The 18,715-nt window shown below is 61.4% G+C and carries 14 protein-coding genes; 7 read left to right on the forward strand and 7 right to left on the reverse strand.

What is annotated here, in order from left to right; genetic code table 11:
• Positions 1–63: 63 nt before the first annotated feature.
• From ACWUKX_RS30045 to ACWUKX_RS30075, 7 genes are read right to left on the reverse strand one after another with little or no spacing between them, the layout of a single operon-like run.
• Complete coding sequence (locus ACWUKX_RS30045) at positions 64–303, reverse strand: hypothetical protein (protein WP_456010287.1); 240 nt, start codon at positions 301–303, stop codon at positions 64–66.
• 32 nt (positions 304–335) lie between these two features.
• Positions 336–1,232, reverse strand: coding sequence for an RDD family protein (locus ACWUKX_RS30050; RefSeq protein ID WP_029354011.1), 897 nt, complete (start codon positions 1,230–1,232; stop codon positions 336–338).
• Positions 1,219–2,250, reverse strand: coding sequence for a stage II sporulation protein M (locus ACWUKX_RS30055; protein WP_456010288.1), 1,032 nt, complete (start codon positions 2,248–2,250; stop codon positions 1,219–1,221). Before ACWUKX_RS30055 ends, ACWUKX_RS30050 begins: the two co-directional genes overlap by 14 nt.
• On the reverse strand, positions 2,247–3,557 hold the full coding sequence (locus tag ACWUKX_RS30060; protein WP_456010289.1) for a DUF58 domain-containing protein: 1,311 nt from the start codon (positions 3,555–3,557) through the stop codon (positions 2,247–2,249). Before ACWUKX_RS30060 ends, ACWUKX_RS30055 begins: the two co-directional genes overlap by 4 nt.
• A complete protein-coding gene (locus ACWUKX_RS30065) occupies positions 3,554–4,510 on the reverse strand; it encodes an AAA family ATPase (RefSeq protein WP_456010290.1) in 957 nt (318 codons plus the stop codon). The genes ACWUKX_RS30060 and ACWUKX_RS30065 overlap by 4 nt, the downstream gene beginning before the upstream one ends.
• Positions 4,497–5,789 (reverse strand): DUF4350 domain-containing protein, encoded by a 1,293-nt coding sequence (locus ACWUKX_RS30070; RefSeq protein ID WP_456010291.1) that lies wholly within the window; start codon positions 5,787–5,789, stop codon positions 4,497–4,499. The genes ACWUKX_RS30065 and ACWUKX_RS30070 overlap by 14 nt, the downstream gene beginning before the upstream one ends.
• Positions 5,786–6,412 carry a DUF4129 domain-containing protein gene (locus tag ACWUKX_RS30075; protein ID WP_456010292.1) on the reverse strand — a complete coding sequence of 209 codons (627 nt, stop codon included), beginning with the start codon at positions 6,410–6,412 and terminating at the stop codon, positions 5,786–5,788. Before ACWUKX_RS30075 ends, ACWUKX_RS30070 begins: the two co-directional genes overlap by 4 nt.
• 152 nt (positions 6,413–6,564) lie before the next feature.
• Between ACWUKX_RS30075 and ACWUKX_RS30080 the strand changes: the two genes are divergently transcribed.
• From ACWUKX_RS30080 to ACWUKX_RS30110, 7 genes are all read left to right on the forward strand, one after another.
• Positions 6,565–7,329, forward strand: a complete 765-nt coding sequence (locus ACWUKX_RS30080; protein ID WP_456010293.1) for a glycerophosphoryl diester phosphodiesterase membrane domain-containing protein — start codon at positions 6,565–6,567, stop codon at positions 7,327–7,329.
• Between the two features lie 53 nt (positions 7,330–7,382).
• A complete protein-coding gene (locus tag ACWUKX_RS30085) occupies positions 7,383–8,165 on the forward strand; it encodes a hypothetical protein (RefSeq protein WP_456010294.1) in 783 nt (260 codons plus the stop codon).
• A 330-nt stretch (positions 8,166–8,495) separates the two neighbouring features.
• A complete protein-coding gene (metH, locus tag ACWUKX_RS30090) occupies positions 8,496–12,305 on the forward strand; it encodes a methionine synthase (RefSeq protein ID WP_456010295.1) in 3,810 nt (1,269 codons plus the stop codon).
• Between the two features lie 235 nt (positions 12,306–12,540).
• Positions 12,541–13,407: a class I SAM-dependent methyltransferase gene (locus tag ACWUKX_RS30095; protein ID WP_455848257.1), complete on the forward strand. Its 867-nt coding sequence runs from the start codon at positions 12,541–12,543 to the stop codon at positions 13,405–13,407.
• A gap of 353 nt (positions 13,408–13,760) precedes the next feature.
• Entirely contained in the window at positions 13,761–16,340 is a 2,580-nt protein-coding gene (locus tag ACWUKX_RS30100) for a bifunctional diguanylate cyclase/phosphodiesterase (protein WP_456010300.1), read from the forward strand.
• Positions 16,341–17,046: 706 nt separating this feature from the next.
• The gene (locus ACWUKX_RS30105) at positions 17,047–17,775 is read left to right on the forward strand and encodes a LuxR family transcriptional regulator (protein ID WP_456010297.1); all 729 of its coding nucleotides are present in this window, start codon (positions 17,047–17,049) and stop codon (positions 17,773–17,775) included.
• Between the two features lie 82 nt (positions 17,776–17,857).
• A complete protein-coding gene (locus ACWUKX_RS30110; RefSeq protein WP_456010299.1) occupies positions 17,858–18,517 on the forward strand; it encodes an acyl-homoserine-lactone synthase in 660 nt (219 codons plus the stop codon).
• Positions 18,518–18,715: the final 198 nt, after the last annotated feature.

Genomic DNA, 18,715 nt, shown 5'->3' on the forward strand with positions numbered 1-18,715 from the left:
CCACTGGAATGCCGAAACTACATCGAAAACGCCGGATACAAGTCAACCTAAATGCGAAAGGCTCTAATTTGCTCGATTGAGGAGCCCGCGGAGTCTGCGCACTTCGGCGATCAGGCGAGGAAGATCCTGACGCGCGGCGGCCATGAAATCCTGGTCCGCGACCGTCGCGCCGGTCATTTCGATGTCCTCGCCGCGATCCGCCCCTTGGCCGGTCTGGATGAAATTTGACCCGCCGAGGAAGTCCCGGCCCTCGACCCATGATCTCCACGGGCCAGCTTGGGCCGCGGCAACTCGGGCTTCCATCTCTTGAAGTTCAAGTTCGGATAGAGATGTGTTCACGGCAGCCTCGTTGGTCCGGTGTTGCTACCGCGCGCGTGCTTGTCGGCCTTGCGGTTGCCGAGCAGCAGCTTCCGCTCGAGATGGGCTCGGAGCTCGCCGTAATACGCCGTCAGGAACGGGCGGGCATCATGGGCCGCCGGCGTCGCGCCGATCTTGCGTCCGATCGTTTCAGCCACCGCCCGCAGCGCGAAATAGTCGTCGCGGCGCAGCACTTCCTCCAACTTGTGCAGTTCGGCGATGCCATAAGCATCGAGCTGAGCGTGGCTGAACCGAAAGGCCTTGGCCACCGGATCCTGCCTTGCCGACAAATCCTCCATTAGCGTGCGCTTCGGCGCCTCGACGACCCATGTTCCCGCCAGGAGGTCGCCAATCCGCATGCGGTCGCGATTGAAAAGCGGGAACAGGGCGAACAACAGCGCCCACACCAGTCCGAAGACCGTCGTCAGCGTATCAGCGACGCCGGCCCCGCCGCGCGCCGCGATGATCGACAGCGGCAGGAACACCTCGATCTCGCGCATCAGATTGCGGGCGATGACCTGATCGACCGACAGGCCGGCTCCGTTGCGTGACGCCACCCTGATGCCGACAATCCGCTTGCCCGGCGTCGACGCGCGCCGGCCCGCCTCGAAGGCGATGAAATAGACGTTTCGCAGAAAAAAGATCGCGATGATCCAGACGATGAAAAGCGGCTGCAATTTATCAGTGCCGAAACCCCTTACCCCGAGCAGCGCGACAATCGTGACCGCGATTGCAGCCGTGGCGATAAACACGACATCGAGCAGGAAAGCGGCAGCCCGTGTGCCGGCGTCGGCCAGCTTTATCTGGAGATCGACACCTTCAGGCGTGATCAGCGAGCGCATTGTCGCCAGGGCGGAGCGTCTAGCGGTCGCCATTCCGCACCACCTGGAACAGGTAGAAATAGCCGATCCACAGTGCGAGCATGCCGCCGCCAATGGCATAGCGCGTGACGTCGCTGGTGATCGTCTGCCTGCCGATGCCCTCGAGCAGTCCGGCAAACAGCAGCATGACCGAAACGCCGACCATCGCGGTCGCCGCGACGCGTCCCGCATGGGCCGCTGCCGTCATGCGGGTCAACTCGCCGGGAAAGGCTATGCGCGTGCCGATGCGCACGCCGGCAGCGCCGGCCAGTGCGATGGCGAACAATTCGGTGGTGCCATGAATGGCCAGCCAGCCGCCGAGTTCCATCCCAAGCCCCTTTGCCCAATAGACTTGGAACAGCGCGCCGAGCATGCAGCCGTTGAACAGCATCAGCAGCACCGTCGGCACCGCAAAGGCAAAGCCAAGCGCAAAGGCCAGGATTGCGACCTGAACGTTGTGCGTGAACAGATAGGCGGCAAAGCCCGACAGGAAACCATTGTCGCCATCATAAAGCATCCTGCGCAGCAGCTCGGCCGAAGCGTCGGGGCCGCGGCCGGCGGCCAGGCCCGACGGGATGATCGCGTCGAACCAGCTCTTGTCGGACGCTACCAGCCAGGCGCCGGCGCCGATGCCGACAAACATCAGCGCCACCGACACCAGCGTCTCGCGCCACAAGCCGCGGATGGCACCGGGCCAGTCGTGCAGGAAGAAATCGGTGATGCGCTGCCGCAGCCCGCGGCGTGCCCCGTAGAGATAGAAGTAACCTCGCAGCGACAGGGATTCGAGATAGGCGATCAGCGCACTGTCGAGGGATGTCGCTCTCGCCACCGAAAGGGAAGACAATGCCGACCGGTAGAGCAACGGCAGCGACAGCAGCTCTTCTTCCGACAGCGTCCGCGGCGCGCGTTTCTCGACGCGGGCGAGAAGCGCCTCGAACGCCTTCCAGTCGGCCTCGCGCTCCCGACGGAAGCTGGCCAGCGACTGGCGTAAGGTATCGCCGCGTCCAGCATCGCCGGATACCGGCACAGTCACAACAGATCCTCCTGCTTGAACTGCAGGTAGCGCTCGACCAGCGCCGGCCCCAATCTTTGATGATCGGCCTCGATCACATGCGCGCCAAGCAGCCGCAACCGGCCGATGACGACCTGCCTTTCGCGCAAAAGCCCGCCGGCGACGACGGCGCGAGCCACATCCTCGCCGGACAAAGGTGGCATGTCGGCCAAGCTCTCCAGCTCGACGTCCCTCATCATCATGAACAGCACCAGATGCCGCTCGGTGAGCCGGCCGACGGTGCGCAGCATCAATTCCGCGCTGATCGGATCGACGAAGTCGGTGAAGATGATCACCAGCGAGCGTCGGTCGAGCCGCGCCGCGAGCGTGGTCAGCGCCAGGGTGAAGTTGGTCTCCTCGCTGGAATAGTCGATCTCCGCCGCCAGCTTCTGGATCATTGCAAAGCTGGCGGAGCCGCGCACTGCGCCGCTGGCGATGCGTGGCCGCGCATCGAAGCCGAACAGGCTAACCATGTCGCCGCCCTTTAGCGCGATGAACGCCGACAGCAAGGCGGCCGTCACGGCCCGGTCCACCTTAGGCACGCCGTCGACCGGCTCGCACATCAGGCGTCCGCTGTCGATGGCCAGCACGATGTTGTTGTTCTCCTCGATGCGGAACTCGCGCGCCAGCAGCCTGCCGTGGCGGGCGCTGCGCTTCCAGTCGATCATCCGCCGGCCCATGCCGGGCTGATAGCCCTTCAGCGCCTCGAATTCCCGGCCCTGGCCGGCCCGGCGCTGTGCATGGCCGTCGGGCAGCGCCTCGCGTTGCAGCAGCGTGATCGCCTGCTCGCGGGCGCCGCGGACGTCGGGCAACACCGCCACCTTGCTTTCCATCGGCAGGACGACCTGGTTCCAGACCAGTCCGAACGGCCCGCGCCAGCGCACCCACAGACGATCGAAGCTGGCGATGCCGCGCCGTAGCGCCTGGAACCCAAGGTCGAGCGATCCGCCATCGCCGGTCGGGGTCAGGGCGCCGCCGGTGCCGTTCAGCGGCGCCAGACGTTCATCGTGGCCGACGCGCGCCTGCAATGCGCGCGGCAGGCCCGAAAAACGCGCGGCGACGCGGACGGTGAATTCTCCGCCGACGCCGACCTGCGGCGGCGCGTGGAGGCTGGCGTCCAGCGATGCCCGCCCGCGTCCTGCCGCGGCGTCCACCGCCAGGAAGGCGAGCAGCAGGCAGATCCACAGCAATCCGAGAAACCAGAGCGACGGCAGCGCCAGCGCGACCAGGAAGGCCGGCACCGCGCCTGCCGCCGCCGCCCACACTGCTCGGCCGCTCGGATAGATCAACGCGGCGCTTCCGTCTGATCGACCAGGTCGGAGACGATCTGCTCGACCAGCCGGCCATCGATTTGTGCGGCCGGGGAAAGGATGACGCGATGGCGCAGCGCCGGCACCGCCAGCGCCTTGACGTCGTCGGGGATCACATAGGCGCGCCCGTCCAGCGCCGCCCGCGCCCGTGCCGCCCTGGCCAGCATGGCGCCCGCGCGTGGACTGGCGCCAACCTCCAAATCGGCGGTGTCGCGTGTGGCGCGCACCAGTGCCGCGATGTAGTCGACGACGTCGTCGACAAGCGTGACGGAGCCGACGGTGGCGAGCGCGTTCTCCAGTGTCTTGCGGTCCGCCTGGGCCTTGATGCCGTATTGCGCGATGTCGTGCGAGGCGGAGCCGCCGCCGTGGTGGATGATGATGGCCCGTTCCTCCTCGGGGCCGGGATAGCTGACCCGGTGCTTGAACAGGAAGCGGTCGAGCTGTGCCTCGGGCAGGGGATAGACACCCTGATGCTCGATCGGGTTCTGGGTCGCGACCACCATGAAGTTACGGCCGAGCGAATGCGTGGTGCCGTCGAAGGTGACCGCATGCTCCTGCATCGCCTCCAGGAGCGCTGCCTGTGTCTTGGGCGGCGTGCGGTTGATCTCGTCGGCAAGCAAGAGGTCGCAGAAGATCGGACCGCGCGTCAGCGTGAACTGTCCGGTCTGGAAATTGTAGATGTTCGATCCGACGATATCGCCAGGCATCAGGTCAGGCGTGAACTGGATGCGTCCGTAGGCGACACCCAGAGCCTGCGCGAAGCAACGTGCGGTCATTGTCTTGGCCGTGCCCGGAGGGCCTTCCAGCAGGATATGCCCGCCGGCGAACAAGGCGGTCAGCATCAGGTCGACCGTGTCGTGCTGCCCGGTGATCGCCTTGGCCACTTCTTCCCTGATCCGTGTCACCAGGGCCTTCACATCATCGACGTTCACCGAGCCTCCTTGCCGTCCAATCGTGCAGCCGCTCGGCTGCTTCGTGCATTTGCGTCAGGTTTTTCGCCTCGCCGGCGGCTTTCGCCCGCGCAGTGAATCCGCTGGCCTCGTCCTTATCGCGAGAATCGAGCCAGCGGTCGAGCGCTTCGCCTTGCAGCCCCTGCGGCGCTCCCAGCAGTGCGCCGGCGCGCACCCGCATCAAGGCCGCATAGCGGCCTCCCAGTTCCTCGAGCCGCCCGGCGCGCCGCAGCAGCATCGCCGTCGTATCCACCAGCGCGCGCTTGCCAAAGGCAATAGCGCGCAATTCGGCGCGCGGTGGGCCGAAACGGCCGAGGCCGTGCAGGAAAGCCAGCGCCGCCGCAGCCAGGATCGTCAGTGTCAGCGCCAGAAACGGCGGTTCGACCAACAGCTTCGCAAGATCATATTTTCGCCCTGCGCCATGCAGCGTGAGATCGAACATGACCGGCTGTGCGCGGCCTCTCTTATCTGGATTTTCGGATGCGGCGTCGCCGAGTTGGTCAGGGTCGGGCAGTTTGAAATTGGACCAGGACGGACTGATTCCGGATTGAAGCCGGCTGATCAGATTTAGCGCGGCTGCCGCCTTGTTGGAGTCCCCAAGCGCGGCGTTGTTGATCAGGTCGGGGTCGGTCAGGATATAAAAAGGCTTGTCGTCCAGTTCGGTGAGCACAGCCTTGTCGTTGCCGGCTGCTATGATTGGATGCTCGTCCGCCACCCACTGCAATTCATCGGGGGCGGCAACAAGCCGGCCCTCGATGTCGAGTTGCTGCACCGTGCTTTGGCCGACGCCGATCTTTTCATTGGCGATCCGGCCGAGCCATTGGTTCACCACCGCATCGGGCAATCGCCCGAATTTCATCTTCCATCCTTCGTGCTGCTCCAGCGGCAATGTCTGCCATTTGGGCAGCACGAAGAGGGTATCCAGGTCCTGCCGAAGTTCGAGGATGTGGTCGAGCGCCGCGGGATCGCTCTCGGGCGAAATGGTGACGATCAGCAACATGTCGGTGCCGAGATCGTCCTCGGTCCGCGCCATGGAAGACGGGTTGCCAGTCAGCCGCATCCATTCCGCCAGGCCCGCATAGCCGACGCCGCTTTTCGACAGCGGCGTGGCGCCGCCATTGCCGGGTTGCCGGAAATCGGGCGCATAGGTGGACAGCAGGAAGAACCCTGCTGCCGCAAGCAGGCTGGCGAAAATGCCCCAGAATAGCGTTCTTCGACTGAACGGTTCCTGTGCTGCGGGTTCGGCCGTCGCAGCACTCATGTCCAGGCATCCCGGAAGACGAACCGCTCATAGGCGCCGCGTGCTTGCCGCCAGCCTTCGGCGCCGACCGGCCGGCGGGCGAACAATGCGGCTTCGACAATGCGTGCGATCTCGGTAAACGCCGCGCGGGCCTTGGCGGGAACCGAAGCAGCAGCGGCGATGTCGCGCGCCGTGAGCGACGGGCGCAGGAAGTCTGGCAGCCGGCCGGCAATATCGGCGACGCTGCGGCGAAGCAGGAGATGGACAGCTTCGTCATAGTCGCCTCGCGCGGCCAGCGCGTCGGCTTCCGACAGCAGGATCTGCGCGGCGCCGGCGTCGGGACGCCATGCTTCCTCCGCCTCGGTTTCGCGACGCGCGCGCTGCCACGGCAGGCGCCAGGCGATACCTTTCATCTCGAGGAAGACCAGGAGCAGGATGATCGCGGCACCTGATATCACCGCCCCCCAGAACAGATAGATCATGTAGGGACCGAGCGACGACAACAGGTCCAGCAGCGGCTTCAGCCAGTCGGGTGGCTGCGGCGGCACATAGGCCGGCAGGTCGAACTGGATCGACTTATCCGAGATCAGCTGCTCATGCGCTTTTGCCAGCCATTCGGCTTCCGCTGTGCCTGGCTGTGCCACTGCCGACCGCTCCCCTGCAACCTGTGGTTCCCCAGCCGACACTGACAATGCACAACGGCAATTGCAAGTGGACTAGACGCCGACCTCCAATGTTGGCACATTTAATACGGGGATCACCAGCCGATATGCGGTGATTGAGCGAGGGACGCATCATGGTTTCAACGACATTGGAACGGCCGGACAAATTTCGCATCGGCAGGGTTTTCAACGACAGCTTTGCTGTTATCAGCCGCAATTTCGGTCTTTGCCTCGGCCTGGCAGTGCTGTTTTCAGGCTTGCCAACGCTGCTCTACCAGCTTTGGCTCTGGCAATGGGCAATCGGCACCGAGACAGGCACTCCGGAGTTCTCGGCCCAACGAGTTATCGTTACACTCTTTGTCGTGCTGGCTTCCATGGTGTTGGCAGCGATTTTGCAAGCGACGCTGGTGCGTGCGGCCATCGAGGACCTGAGCGGCAAGCGGCCATCGCTGGGCGACAGCCTGAAGATAGCAATCCCCCTCCTGCTGCCGGTGATAGGCATCGCAGTACTGGTCTCTATTGGCGCGGTATTGGGCTTCATGCTGCTCATCGTCCCAGGCATCATATTATGGCTCCGCTGGTCTGTCGCCGTGCCGGTTCTGGTTCAGGAACGGCTGGGGGTGTTCGGCAGCATGAAGCGCAGTCGCGAGCTGACCAAAGGGAGCCGCTGGGCGCTGTTCGGATTCTGGATTATCCTGATCATAGCCGTGATCGCCATCCAGCTTGTTCTGAGCCAAATCGTCATGGTCTTTGGCGTGACCACGGCTCTCATTCTGGATGCTCTGGTGAGATCCGTCGTATCCGTGGTGACATCGGTCGCCCCGGCGGTCAGCTATGTCGAACTGCGTCAGGTCAAGGAAGGCACCAGCGTCGACGAACTGGCGGAAATTTTCTCATAGCGGCAAGGCCGCCTTCATCGCATCAGGGTCGGCCTTGACTGATAGGTTACGTCATGGCTTCAGTGACATTGGAACGACCGGACAAGTTTCGCATCGGCAGGGTTTTCAACGACAGCTTTGCTGTCATCAGCCGCAATGCCGTGCTTTGCTTAGGACTTGCGGCATTGTTTTCGGGTTTGCCGACTCTTGTTTTTCAACTTTGGGCGTTGAGACAGGACCCGGCCATCCCGTTCGACCCGAGCACTTTCGGCGAGGAGAACCTGGTATTCGGCTATACTGCCGTCACGATGGGCGTTGGCCTTGCTTCCTATATCCTGTCGCTGTTGCTCCAGGCATCGCTGGTGCGCGCCACCATCGAGGACCTGAACGGCAAGCAGCCTTCGTTCGGTGACTGCATCGCGAAAGCAGTTTCCTTTCTCCTGCCAACGTTCGCCATTGCCCTGTTGGTTGGTTTAGGCGTGGGCCTGGGTTTTATGCTGCTTATTGTGCCTGGCATCATGTTGGCGCTTCGTTGGTCGGTCGCGGTACCGGCGCTGGTGCAAGAGCGGCTCGGCGTATTCGGCTCGATAGCGCGCAGCCGCGATCTGACCAAGGGAAGCCGCTGGGCGCTGTTCGGCCTGTTCCTTATCCTGATCGTCACCGCGATCGCCATTGAGTTGGCGCTCGGCACTGCAACCGAGCTGTTTGGAGGGGGGATAGTGGGTGCGGTGGTGGACGCATTGGTGACGAGTATAACATCTATGGTGATGTCGATCGCCACCGCGGTCAGCTATGTCGAGTTGCGGCAGGTTAGGGAAGGCACCGGCGTCGACGAACTGGCGGAGATCTTCTCCTGACGCGAGAGGTCGCGCCGACCACATCATGAAGTAAGCGACATCCGCGTCGGAGACCTTGCCGGCGGTCACATCGGCGATTGCCTGGTCGACGATCGCCGCGCCTCGCAACGGTTACCCGGTGCTGCTGTCGGAAATGACCCCGACGAGCCGCGCGACCTGTTCGGCATGTTGCTGAGAGCGGCGGGGGTGGCAAAGGCCGCGCAGGCGGCGTTGTAGGGCCGGCGGGCAGCATTCGCCGCGGCAGGGGTGACAGCAGCAGACAAATCTCGTATACTGACATAAAGATGTCTTTATGTCGCTTAAGCGCGACCGTCGCCTCAAGGATGGAAAGTGTCGCAAAACCCTTCATCGCTGGACGACCTGTTCGGCCCCGTCGCGGCTAAGCCCGACGGTTCGGAAGTCCTCGCCGCGCTGACGGCGGCGGCGCAGGAACGCATCCTCATCCTGGACGGTGCCATGGGTACGCAGATCCAGGGCCTCGGTTTCGACGAGAACCACTTCCGTGGCGACAAATTCGCCGATTGCGCCTGCCATCAGCAGGGCAACAATGATCTGCTGATCCTGACGCAGCCCAAGGCGATCGAGGAGATTCACTATCAATACGCCATCGCCGGGGCGGATATCCTTGAAACCAACACCTTCTCGTCGACCGCCATCGCCCAGGCGGATTACGGCATGGAGGATGCGGTCTACGCGCTGAACCGCGACGGTGCGCGGCTGGTGCGTAGGGCAGCGGTGAGGGCTGAGCAGGAGGACGGCAGGCGTCGTTTCGTCGCCGGTGCGCTGGGGCCAACCAACCGCACCGCCTCGATGTCGCCGGATGTCAACAATCCCGGCTACCGGGCCGTGACATTCGACGAATTGCGCCTTGCCTATGGCGAGCAGCTGCGCGGTCTGATCGACGGCGGCGCCGACATCATCCTGATCGAGACCATCTTCGATATGCTGAACGCCAAGGCGGCGATCTTCGCAGCAGAAGAGATCTTCATCGAGAAGGATATGCATCTGCCGGTCATGATCTCCGGCACGATCACCGACCTGTCCGGCCGCACGCTGTCCGGCCAGACGCCGACGGCTTTCTGGCATTCAGTCCGTCACGCCAACCCGTTCACAATTGGCCTCAATTGCGCGCTGGGCGCCAAGGCCATGCGCGCGCATCTGGACGAAATTTCCGGTGTCGCCGACACCTTTGTTTGCGCCTATCCGAATGCCGGCCTGCCCAATGAATTCGGCCGTTATGACGAGAGCCCCGAATTCATGGCCGCGCAGATCGAGGAGTTCGCGCGTGACGGATTGGTCAATGTCGTCGGCGGCTGCTGCGGCTCGACGCCGGACCACATCCGCGCCATCGCACAGGCGGTAAAGGAATATCCGCCGCGCGCTGTTCCCGACATCGAGCCGAAGATGCGCCTTTCGGGGCTCGAGCCGTTCACGTTGACCAAGGAGATTCCATTCGTGAATGTCGGCGAGCGCACCAATGTCACGGGCTCGGCCAGGTTCAGGAAGCTGATCACGGCGGGCGATTATGCCGCCGCGCTCGAAGTCGCCCGCGACCAGGTCGCCAATGGCGCGCAGATCATCGACATCAACATGGACGAAGGCCTGATCGATTCGAAGAAGGCGATGGTCGAATATCTCAACCTGATCGCCGCCGAGCCTGATATCGCCCGCGTTCCCGTGATGATCGACAGTTCCAAATGGGAGATCATCGAAGCCGGCCTGAAATGCGTGCAAGGCAAGCCGCTGGTGAACTCCATTTCCATGAAGGAAGGCGAAGCGGCCTTTCTGCACCATGCGAAGCTCGTCCGCGCGTATGGCGCGGCGGTGGTCGTCATGGCCTTCGACGAAGACGGTCAGGCCGATACACAGGCGCGCAAGGTCGAAATCTGCACCCGAGCCTACAAGCTCTTGACAGAGCAGGCCGGATTCCCGCCCGAGGACATCGTTTTCGACCCGAACATCTTTGCCATCGCCACCGGCATCGACGAGCACAACAATTACGGCGTCGACTTCATCGAAGCCGCCAGGCAGATCACCGCGACGCTTCCGCATGTCCACATATCGGGCGGCGTCTCGAACCTCTCCTTCTCGTTTCGCGGCAACGAGCCGGTGCGCGAGGCCATGCATGCCGTGTTCCTCTACCATGCCATCCAGGCGGGCATGGACATGGGCATCGTCAACGCCGGGCAGCTTGCCGTTTACGAGTCCATCGATCCGGAATTGCGCGAAGCCTGCGAGGATGTCGTCAACAACCGTCAGCCGAAGGGCGGCGGCACTGCGACCGAACGCATGCTGGAACTCGCCGAACGCTTCAAGGGCACGGCGGGCAAGGAGGCGCAGGAACGCGATCTCGCCTGGCGTGACTGGCCGGTCGAGCAGCGCATTTCGCACGCACTGGTCAACGGCATCACCGAATTCATCGACGCGGACACGGACGAAGCACGACGTGCCGCCGAGCGGCCGCTGCATGTCATCGAAGGTCCTTTGATGGCAGGAATGAATGTCGTCGGCGATCTGTTTGGTGCCGGCAAGATGTTCCTGCCGCAAGTGGTGAAGTCCGCCCGCGTCATGAAGCAGGCCGTTGCCGGCTTGCTTCCGCACATGGAGGCGGAGAAGCTGGCGAACGCCGCCAATGGCGTCGACACCGGCGAGCGCCAGACCGCCGGAAAGATCCTGATGGCGACGGTGAAGGGCGATGTCCACGATATCGGCAAGAACATCGTCGGTGTGGTTCTGGCCTGCAACAATTACGAGATCATCGACCTCGGCGTCATGGTGCCGGCGGCGAAGATCCTGCAGACGGCGCGCGAGCAGCAGGTCGACATCATCGGCCTATCCGGCCTGATCACGCCTTCGCTCGACGAGATGGCGCATATGGCCGCCGAGATGGAGCGCGAAGGTTTTGACATTCCGCTGTTGATCGGCGGCGCGACGACCAGCCGCGTGCATACGGCGGTAAAGATTCATCCGCGCTATATCAGGGGCCAGACGGTCTACGTCACCGATGCCAGCCGCGCGGTCGGCGTGGTGTCGGCCCTGCTGTCGAACGAGACCAAGGGCGGCTATGTCGACAACGTTCGTGCCGAATACAAGAAGGTTGCCGATGCGCACGCGCGCAGCGAAGCCGACAAGCAGCGCTTGCCGCTCGTCAAGGCGCGCGCCAACGCCCACAGGATCGACTGGTCGGCCTACGCGCCACCGAAGCCGTCCTTCCTCGGCGTGAAAGTCTTCGAAGGCTGGAATCTGGCCGAGCTCGCGCGCTATATCGACTGGACGCCGTTCTTCCAGACCTGGGAGCTGAAGGGGCGTTACCCGAAAATCCTCGACGACGAGGCTCAAGGGCCGGCGGCACGCCAGCTCTTCGAGGACGCCCAGGCGATGCTGGCGAAGATCATCGCGGAAAAATGGTTCGCGCCGAAGGGCGTCATCGGCTTCTGGCCGGCCAACGCTGTCGGCGACGACATCAGGCTGTTCACCGACGACGCGCGATCGCAGGAACTGGCGACCTTCTTCACGCTGCGCCAGCAACTGACCAAGCGCGACGGCAAGGCGAATGTCGCCCTCTCGGATTTCGTCGCGCCTTTTGACAGCGGCAAGGCCGACTATCTCGGCGGCTTCATCGTCACCGCCGGCATCGAGGAAGCGGCAATCGCCGAGCGTTTCGAGCGGGCGAACGACGACTACTCGTCGATCATGGTGAAGGCGCTGGCCGACCGTTTCGCCGAAGCCTTCGCCGAGCGCCTGCACGAACGCGTGCGCAAGGAATTCTGGGCCTATGCCCCGGATGAGGATCTGGCGCCGGACGAGCTGATCGGCGAACCCTATCGCGGCATCCGCCCGGCGCCCGGCTATCCGGCGCAGCCCGATCACACCGAGAAAGCGACGGTGTTTCGCCTGCTCGACGGCGAGCGCAATGCCGGCGTCAGCCTGACCGAAAGTTTTGCGATGTGGCCGGGCTCCTCAGTGTCCGGCATCTACCTGTCGCATCCCGAAAGCTATTATTTCGGCGTGGCCAAGGTCGAACGCGACCAGGTCGAGGATTACGCGCGCCGCAAGCGCATGCCGCTCGCCGAGGTCGAGCGCTGGCTCGGCCCGATCCTGAACTATGTGCCGGCGCAGGGGCTGGACGCCGCCGCGTGAAATCGCGCCGCGAGGCTGATAGGGCGAGAAGCCGGCACCTATGACAGCAGCCTTGTCCTGATTGCGCGCTCGTTCTGCACCGACACGTGATGGGCACCTCCACCTTGGCCAGGCCTGGCCTGCAGCGGTGGTGCACCGGCCCGCCTCGGATTGACGCGCGATCGTTTAGCTGCAAAGTATATTAACGTTCTGTTTACCAAATATTAGTCTCGGCAGGGACTGGGGGGGGGGCAATTTGGAACCGTTTCTGGGTGCGAACCGCCTTAATTGGGATGATCGGGCCGAACTGCATTCGACCGACACAACCGGCAGCTACCACATAGAAAATGTGCTGGCAGGCGGATCCAATCTCTATGAGCTGGAAACGCGCGAGGTCGGTGACATTCTCGGCAAAGATATCGTCCATCTGCAATGTCATATCGGGCTCGACACAATCAGCTTGAAGAACCTGGGCGCGGGCAGCGTGACCGGCCTCGACTTTTCACCGACAGCGATCGCAGCGGCGCGGGATTTCGCTGCAAAGGCAGGGACTAATGTGCGCTTCGTGGAGGCGCCACTGTTCGAGGCAGTCGAGGCGCTCGGCCGAACCTTTGACATCGCTTACGTTACCTGGGGTTCGGTAAACTGGCTGGACGACGTGTTCCGCTGGGCGCGAGTGGTTGCCGATCTCCTGCGCCCCGGCGGCCGGCTCTATCTGGCCGAGGGCCACCCGTTGATGTTCCAGTGTGACCGCAAGGCTGCGGCGCTGGAGTTCAAGCATGACTGGCGAACGCCAATAGCTCGACCACTCGCATGGAACGAGGAACTCACCTATACCGGCGACGACCGCATCTTGAAGCATCCTCGCTACTATGAGTGGATTCATCCGGTCAGTGACGTGGTGAACGCGCTGATTTCAGCTGGGCTGACGCTTGATTTTCTCAATGAGCATGACACGGTTTCGTGGCAGCACTTTTCATTTGCCGTGAGGGCCGGCAAGGATATGTACGGCTTGCCAGAGAACTCTCCCAAGATCCCAATGGCCTATTCCATTGGCGCGACGAAGCGTAGCGTCGGCAAGATACCATACCTTGTTACCCCCAAGACGATTGAGGGCCACTAATCCTACTCTTATTCCAGTTTTTGCATTGTCATCTCGTCGATCTGATGCCGGAAAGGTGAGCACGGTTATCCCTCCACGAGGGCAACCCATGCACCTTCAGCGACTGCAAGCAATTCCCAGGTGTCAAGCGAGCCGCAGGTCTGTTCCAACCACTCCGGGGCACCAGGCGGTCGGAAAGTGCAAAAATTTTAGGACCCGTGAAGGTCAAAATTAAATATTGATAGCTAATATTCCTTGGTCGGGTTGCCCGAGAACCCGAATAGCAGCTGAGGAATCGCCTATTGGCTCTTTTCCGCGCTAGGTTCGGCGGTATTAAGAAGGCTGTTTTTTCGTCGGCAAATATCCCGGCGGCAATGGCGGTGATAGTTATTGCCGTTGGCGCAGCGTTCGCGGACCACCAGAACAAAGTCGTCTCGGATCAAGCCGCCCGTGCGGATGTCCTGGCCAAGGTCAATCTTATCCGCGCCAAGCTTGAAGGTAACATCAACGGAAACCTTCAACTGGTGCAGGGACTGGTCGCGGCAGTCGTGACTGAGCCCTATATGGGACAGCAACGCTTCGCCTCGCTCGCGAGCAACCTGTTTGGCGGGGGCTCGCAATTGAAAAATATTGCCGGCGCGCCCGATCTGGTCATTTCCCTGATGTACCCGATGGAGGGCAACGAGAAGGCGATAGGCCTCGATTACCGCAAGGACGAGCGCCAGCGTGTGGCCGCGCTAAGGGCGCGAGACGAGCGCGAGCTAATTCTTGCCGGTCCCGTCGACTTGAGGCAGGGAGGGCAAGGCTTCGTCGGTCGTATTCCGGTTTTTGTACGGAGTGCAGGCAATACCGAAAGGTTCTGGGGCATTATTTCGGCCGTTGTCGACGTTCAGCGCCTTTATAAGGCGAGCGGTTTGCTTGACGACGATCTCGGGATTGACATAGCGCTGATCGGCAAGGACGCTCTCGGTCCAAGTGGAGATCAATTCTTCGGCAATGAGGGCGTCGCCAAAAGCAATCCGGTGACAGCCGACGTTCTGCTCCCGTCCGGTTCGTGGCGTATCGCAGCCATTCCCAAAAACGGCTGGCCTTCGACGCCCGACAACGCCTGGCTCTTGCGCGCAATCATGGCGGTGGCCGGGGCGTTGGTTGTGATCCCATTCCTGGTTACGGGTCGATTGATTGGCGAGAGACAGCGCAACTATGCGGAACTGAGTCGATTGTCGAGACGCCTGGAACTCGCTCTGGAAGCGTCAGCTATTGGCGTTTGGGAACACGATCTCGCGACCAACGAACTTACGTGGGACGACCGCGTCAATGAAATATACGGCAAACCGACTGGGGAGCACCGCGGCTACCTGGACTGGGCGGAAGCAATCCACCCGGATGATTTGGCTGGCGCCCACGCCGATTTCGACAGCGCGATGGCCGTCGGCGGGCCATATTTGTCGGAGTACCGGATCATTCGGCCGGATGGCGAGATTCGTCATGTCCGATCCAAAGCGATAATTCACCGGGTCGCAAACGACACCCCAAAAATGATTGGCGCCGAATGGGATGTGACAGCCGACGTCCTGCTGAACAAGGACCTGGTTCGGGCAAAACAGCTTTCCGAGTCGAAAAACGCAGAACTCGAGTCGGCTAAGGCGCGCATAGAGCACACTGCGCTCCACGATTCGCTAACCGGTTTGCCCAACCGGCGTTACCTCGACCAAGTGCTGGAAGATTACGCAGCAAACGCTAGGCGCGCCGGCGGGTATGCGGCACTGCTTCACATAGATCTGGATCGGTTCAAGCACATCAACGATACGCTTGGCCACGCCGCAGGCGACGCAATGCTTGTTCACGCGTCAACTGTCCTCCGATCCAAGGTCGATGGTGAGGGATTCGTCGCTCGGATCGGAGGAGACGAATTCATCGTCCTGTGCGTGGTGCATGACGATATCAAGCAACTGGCGCTGCTCGCTGACCGGGTCATCAGCCAGATGCGCGAACCCGTCTACTACCAAGGCCATCGATGCCGTTTTGGTGTGAGCGTGGGAATTGCAGTCGACAACGGAAAAGATATCGAGGCCAAACACCTGCTGGTCAACGCTGACATCGCGCTTTACCGAGCAAAGAGGCGTGGGCGCAATCGATACGAATTCTTCACCGAGGCGATGCAAAGCGAAATCGTCGACACTAAACGGATTGCCGACGAAATTCTCGGCGGCCTTGAGCGCAACGAGTTCATTCCCTTCTACCAGCCGCAATTTGACGCAAAAACGCTCGAAATTGTTGGGGTTGAGGCGCTGGCGCGTTGGAGACATCCGGAGAAGGGTATTTTGGCGCCCGATGTATTCCTGAGGATTGCGGAAGAACTGAATGTCGTCTCCATCATCGATCGAACCATATTAGAGCAATCGCTTTTGGATTTCGAAGGGTGGTCTGCTGCGAATCTTCACATTCCGCGGGTGTCAGTCAACGTTTCGGCGCGCCGCCTTCAAGATGAGGAACTCATAAAGAGTCTTAGGAAGCTGAATATCAAGAAAGGAACGCTTTCATTCGAGCTCGTTGAGTCAATTTTCCTTGACGAAAATGATGATTTTGTTACCTGGAATCTTGAGCAGATAAAAGCGCTCGGCATTGACGTAGAAATAGACGATTTCGGTACGGGCTATGCCTCAATAGTCAGCTTGCTCAAGCTGCAGCCTCGCCGGCTGAAGATAGATCGCCAGCTGGTCATCCCAATTGTCAACTCGCCGCAACGAAGGCAGGTCGTCTCGTCGATCATTGAAATCGGCAAATCCCTGGGTATTGAGGTCGTAGCGGAGGGTGTCGAGACGATGGAGCACGCACAGACACTCAAGAGTTTGGGCTGCGACATACTGCAGGGTTATGCCTTCGGGCATGCGTTGGATTCCGACGGACTAAAGGCCTTTGTTCGATCTCGGCGTCTGCGCACGGCCAGCTAACTGTTGACGTCCGCCTCAACGCCTCCGGCAGGGAAGCGGCTGGTTCTGCACGCACACGACGACGCTTGTACGGCAGCTGTGTATGACTGGCATGGCCTCCGCACGCGTGCGCTCCGCCGCCGACGCGATCGACTGCTCGACTATTTCGCGCTGACCGGGCGCCAGGCTCGCACTGAAGTAGATTTTCGATGCCGTCAGGCATGGCGATATCCCCCGTCCGAACGCTTGAGCTTAAGACCACGATTTTGGTGCCGGCTAAGCGGTCGTCAAGCAGAAAATTAGCGATCTCTAATGATTGTCTGTGAGCAGTGGGGGCGCCACCTTGCGCTTCCCCGCTGCAGGTCGGGCCTAATCCGATCGCGCCCGCTCTCCGCCAGGCGCGGGCCTTTTTCATTCGTTCGGCCGATGCGCCTGCCTATGGCGAAGATAGCATCAAGAGTCCGTTTGCTGTTCTCAGCGGCGGCTTTCAAGAATCACTGCTGCGCGCAGCGTTGCACCGGAGATGGGTCGCCGATAGGTGCCGAGGTCGAAACGATCCATTCCCTTCTCACAAGTCTGCCGGCGACCCCGGGCCGATTGCGGAAAAGTTGCCCTGGCACGAGTGTGGGGAAACGCAACCGTTGTGATTGGCAAGGTAGCGGTGGTATATTTGAAGATTCTAATTTGAGGTATGCTAATATTTCGGCGAGGAGACGGGGCCTCTGGCATGATCGATTCAGACGTGTTCGACTTTGTCGAACGCTGCAGGAAGCATACAGCTACCGGGGCGCTGCTGAGCGACCTGCTCGGAACCGTGAGGAAGCTCGGCTTCGAGCACCTCATCCTTAGCGGCGTGCCGCTCGGTGGGCAGAAGCTTGCACCGATGGTTGAACTGAATGGCTGGCCGTCCGGCTGGTTCGAACGCTATGTCGAAGCCGAGCATGCCGCAGTTGATGGTGTTTGCATCTACTCGGCAAAGACCTTGAAGCCGTTCCTTTGGTCCGAAGTCCCGGCAAAGTGGTCAGATACAGAAGGCTCACGGCGTGTAGCGGGCGAGGCGACGGAGTTCGGCATCTGGAGCGGCTTTGCCGTCCCGATGCTCAGCGTCCACCATTGGCAGTCCGTTCTGTCGTTTGCGTCGTCCGCAAAGTCCTGCATCCTGTCGCCGCGACATCAAGTGCAACTTGTCACCATGGCGGTCTATGCCGGCATGTCGATCCAGGCCTTGTCGAATGACGAGGACGACGACGAAGACGAAGGTCCGCTGACCGATCGGGAAAAGGAAGTGCTCATGTGGGCAGCTGCCGGCAAGACTTCATCCGAAACCTCACAAATTCTCGGCCTGACCGAGCGCACTGTCAAATGGCACTCGATGCGAGCTCGCGAGGCTTTTGGCGTTGCTACAACCACGCAAGCCGTCGTTGAAGCAGTTCGCAGGCGCCTGATTCATCCCTGAACGCGTCAACTGTCCGATCGGACAGGTGACCTATATTAGGAAGACTGCAACTATCCCTCCGAGAACGATCGGGGGGCGCGCTATGATTACTGCCCATGTTGTCAATGCGTCTAACAAGCATCTCTACGAGAACGAATTCGACGAATTCCTGCGCCGGCGGCACGACTTTTTCGTGCATCAAAAACACTGGCGCCCTCCGAGCCCGGACGGTCGCGAGCTAGACCAGTTCGATACGGACGCAGCGACTTACCTGCTCGGTATTGAAGACGGTCGCGTCGTGACCTCGGCCCGATTGATCCCAACGAGCGAGCCGCACATGGTCTCGGAGGTCTTTTCTCACATGTGCGAAAAATCAGGCGTCCCCAGGCGTCCCGATTGGGCCGAATGGACCCGCACCTTCGTCGTTCCCGAAAAACGCTCGACCGGATTGCGGGGCACGCTTACACAGCTCTGCTGCGCGGTGATGGAATACGCCCTCGACGAGGGTCTCAGCGCCGTCGGCGGCGTCCAGGAAACCTACTTCATGCCGCATCATGGCGCGCTCAAATGGCGGGCCGAGCCGATGGGCATGGCGAGGGAAGAGAACGGCGAATGGTACATCGTCGCTTACATCGAGGTGAATGAGGCGGCGCTGGCGAGCGTCCGCAGGATCTTGGGTATCGAGCATTCGTTGCTGGCTCGGCGTGGAATCCAGATGCCCTTCATCAAATGCAATAGTGGGCCACGGGCGTGGAGTTATTGAAAAAGGGAATTATCCCCTTGAAATACGTACTTGCCTGAACCGCAGTTCCGAGTCATTCTCCCCACCTAACGCAGGGGAATCGCATATGGCGATATTGGGGTTGAGTTTAGACCGAGAAAGGATTCTTTGGGGAGGCAGTTGAGCGAAGGAGCGACTGCCATTTCCTGCCTTGAGAGCTACTTTGGCGCGGTGCCTGAT

This window comes from Mesorhizobium sp. f-mel (genome assembly GCF_053850215.1).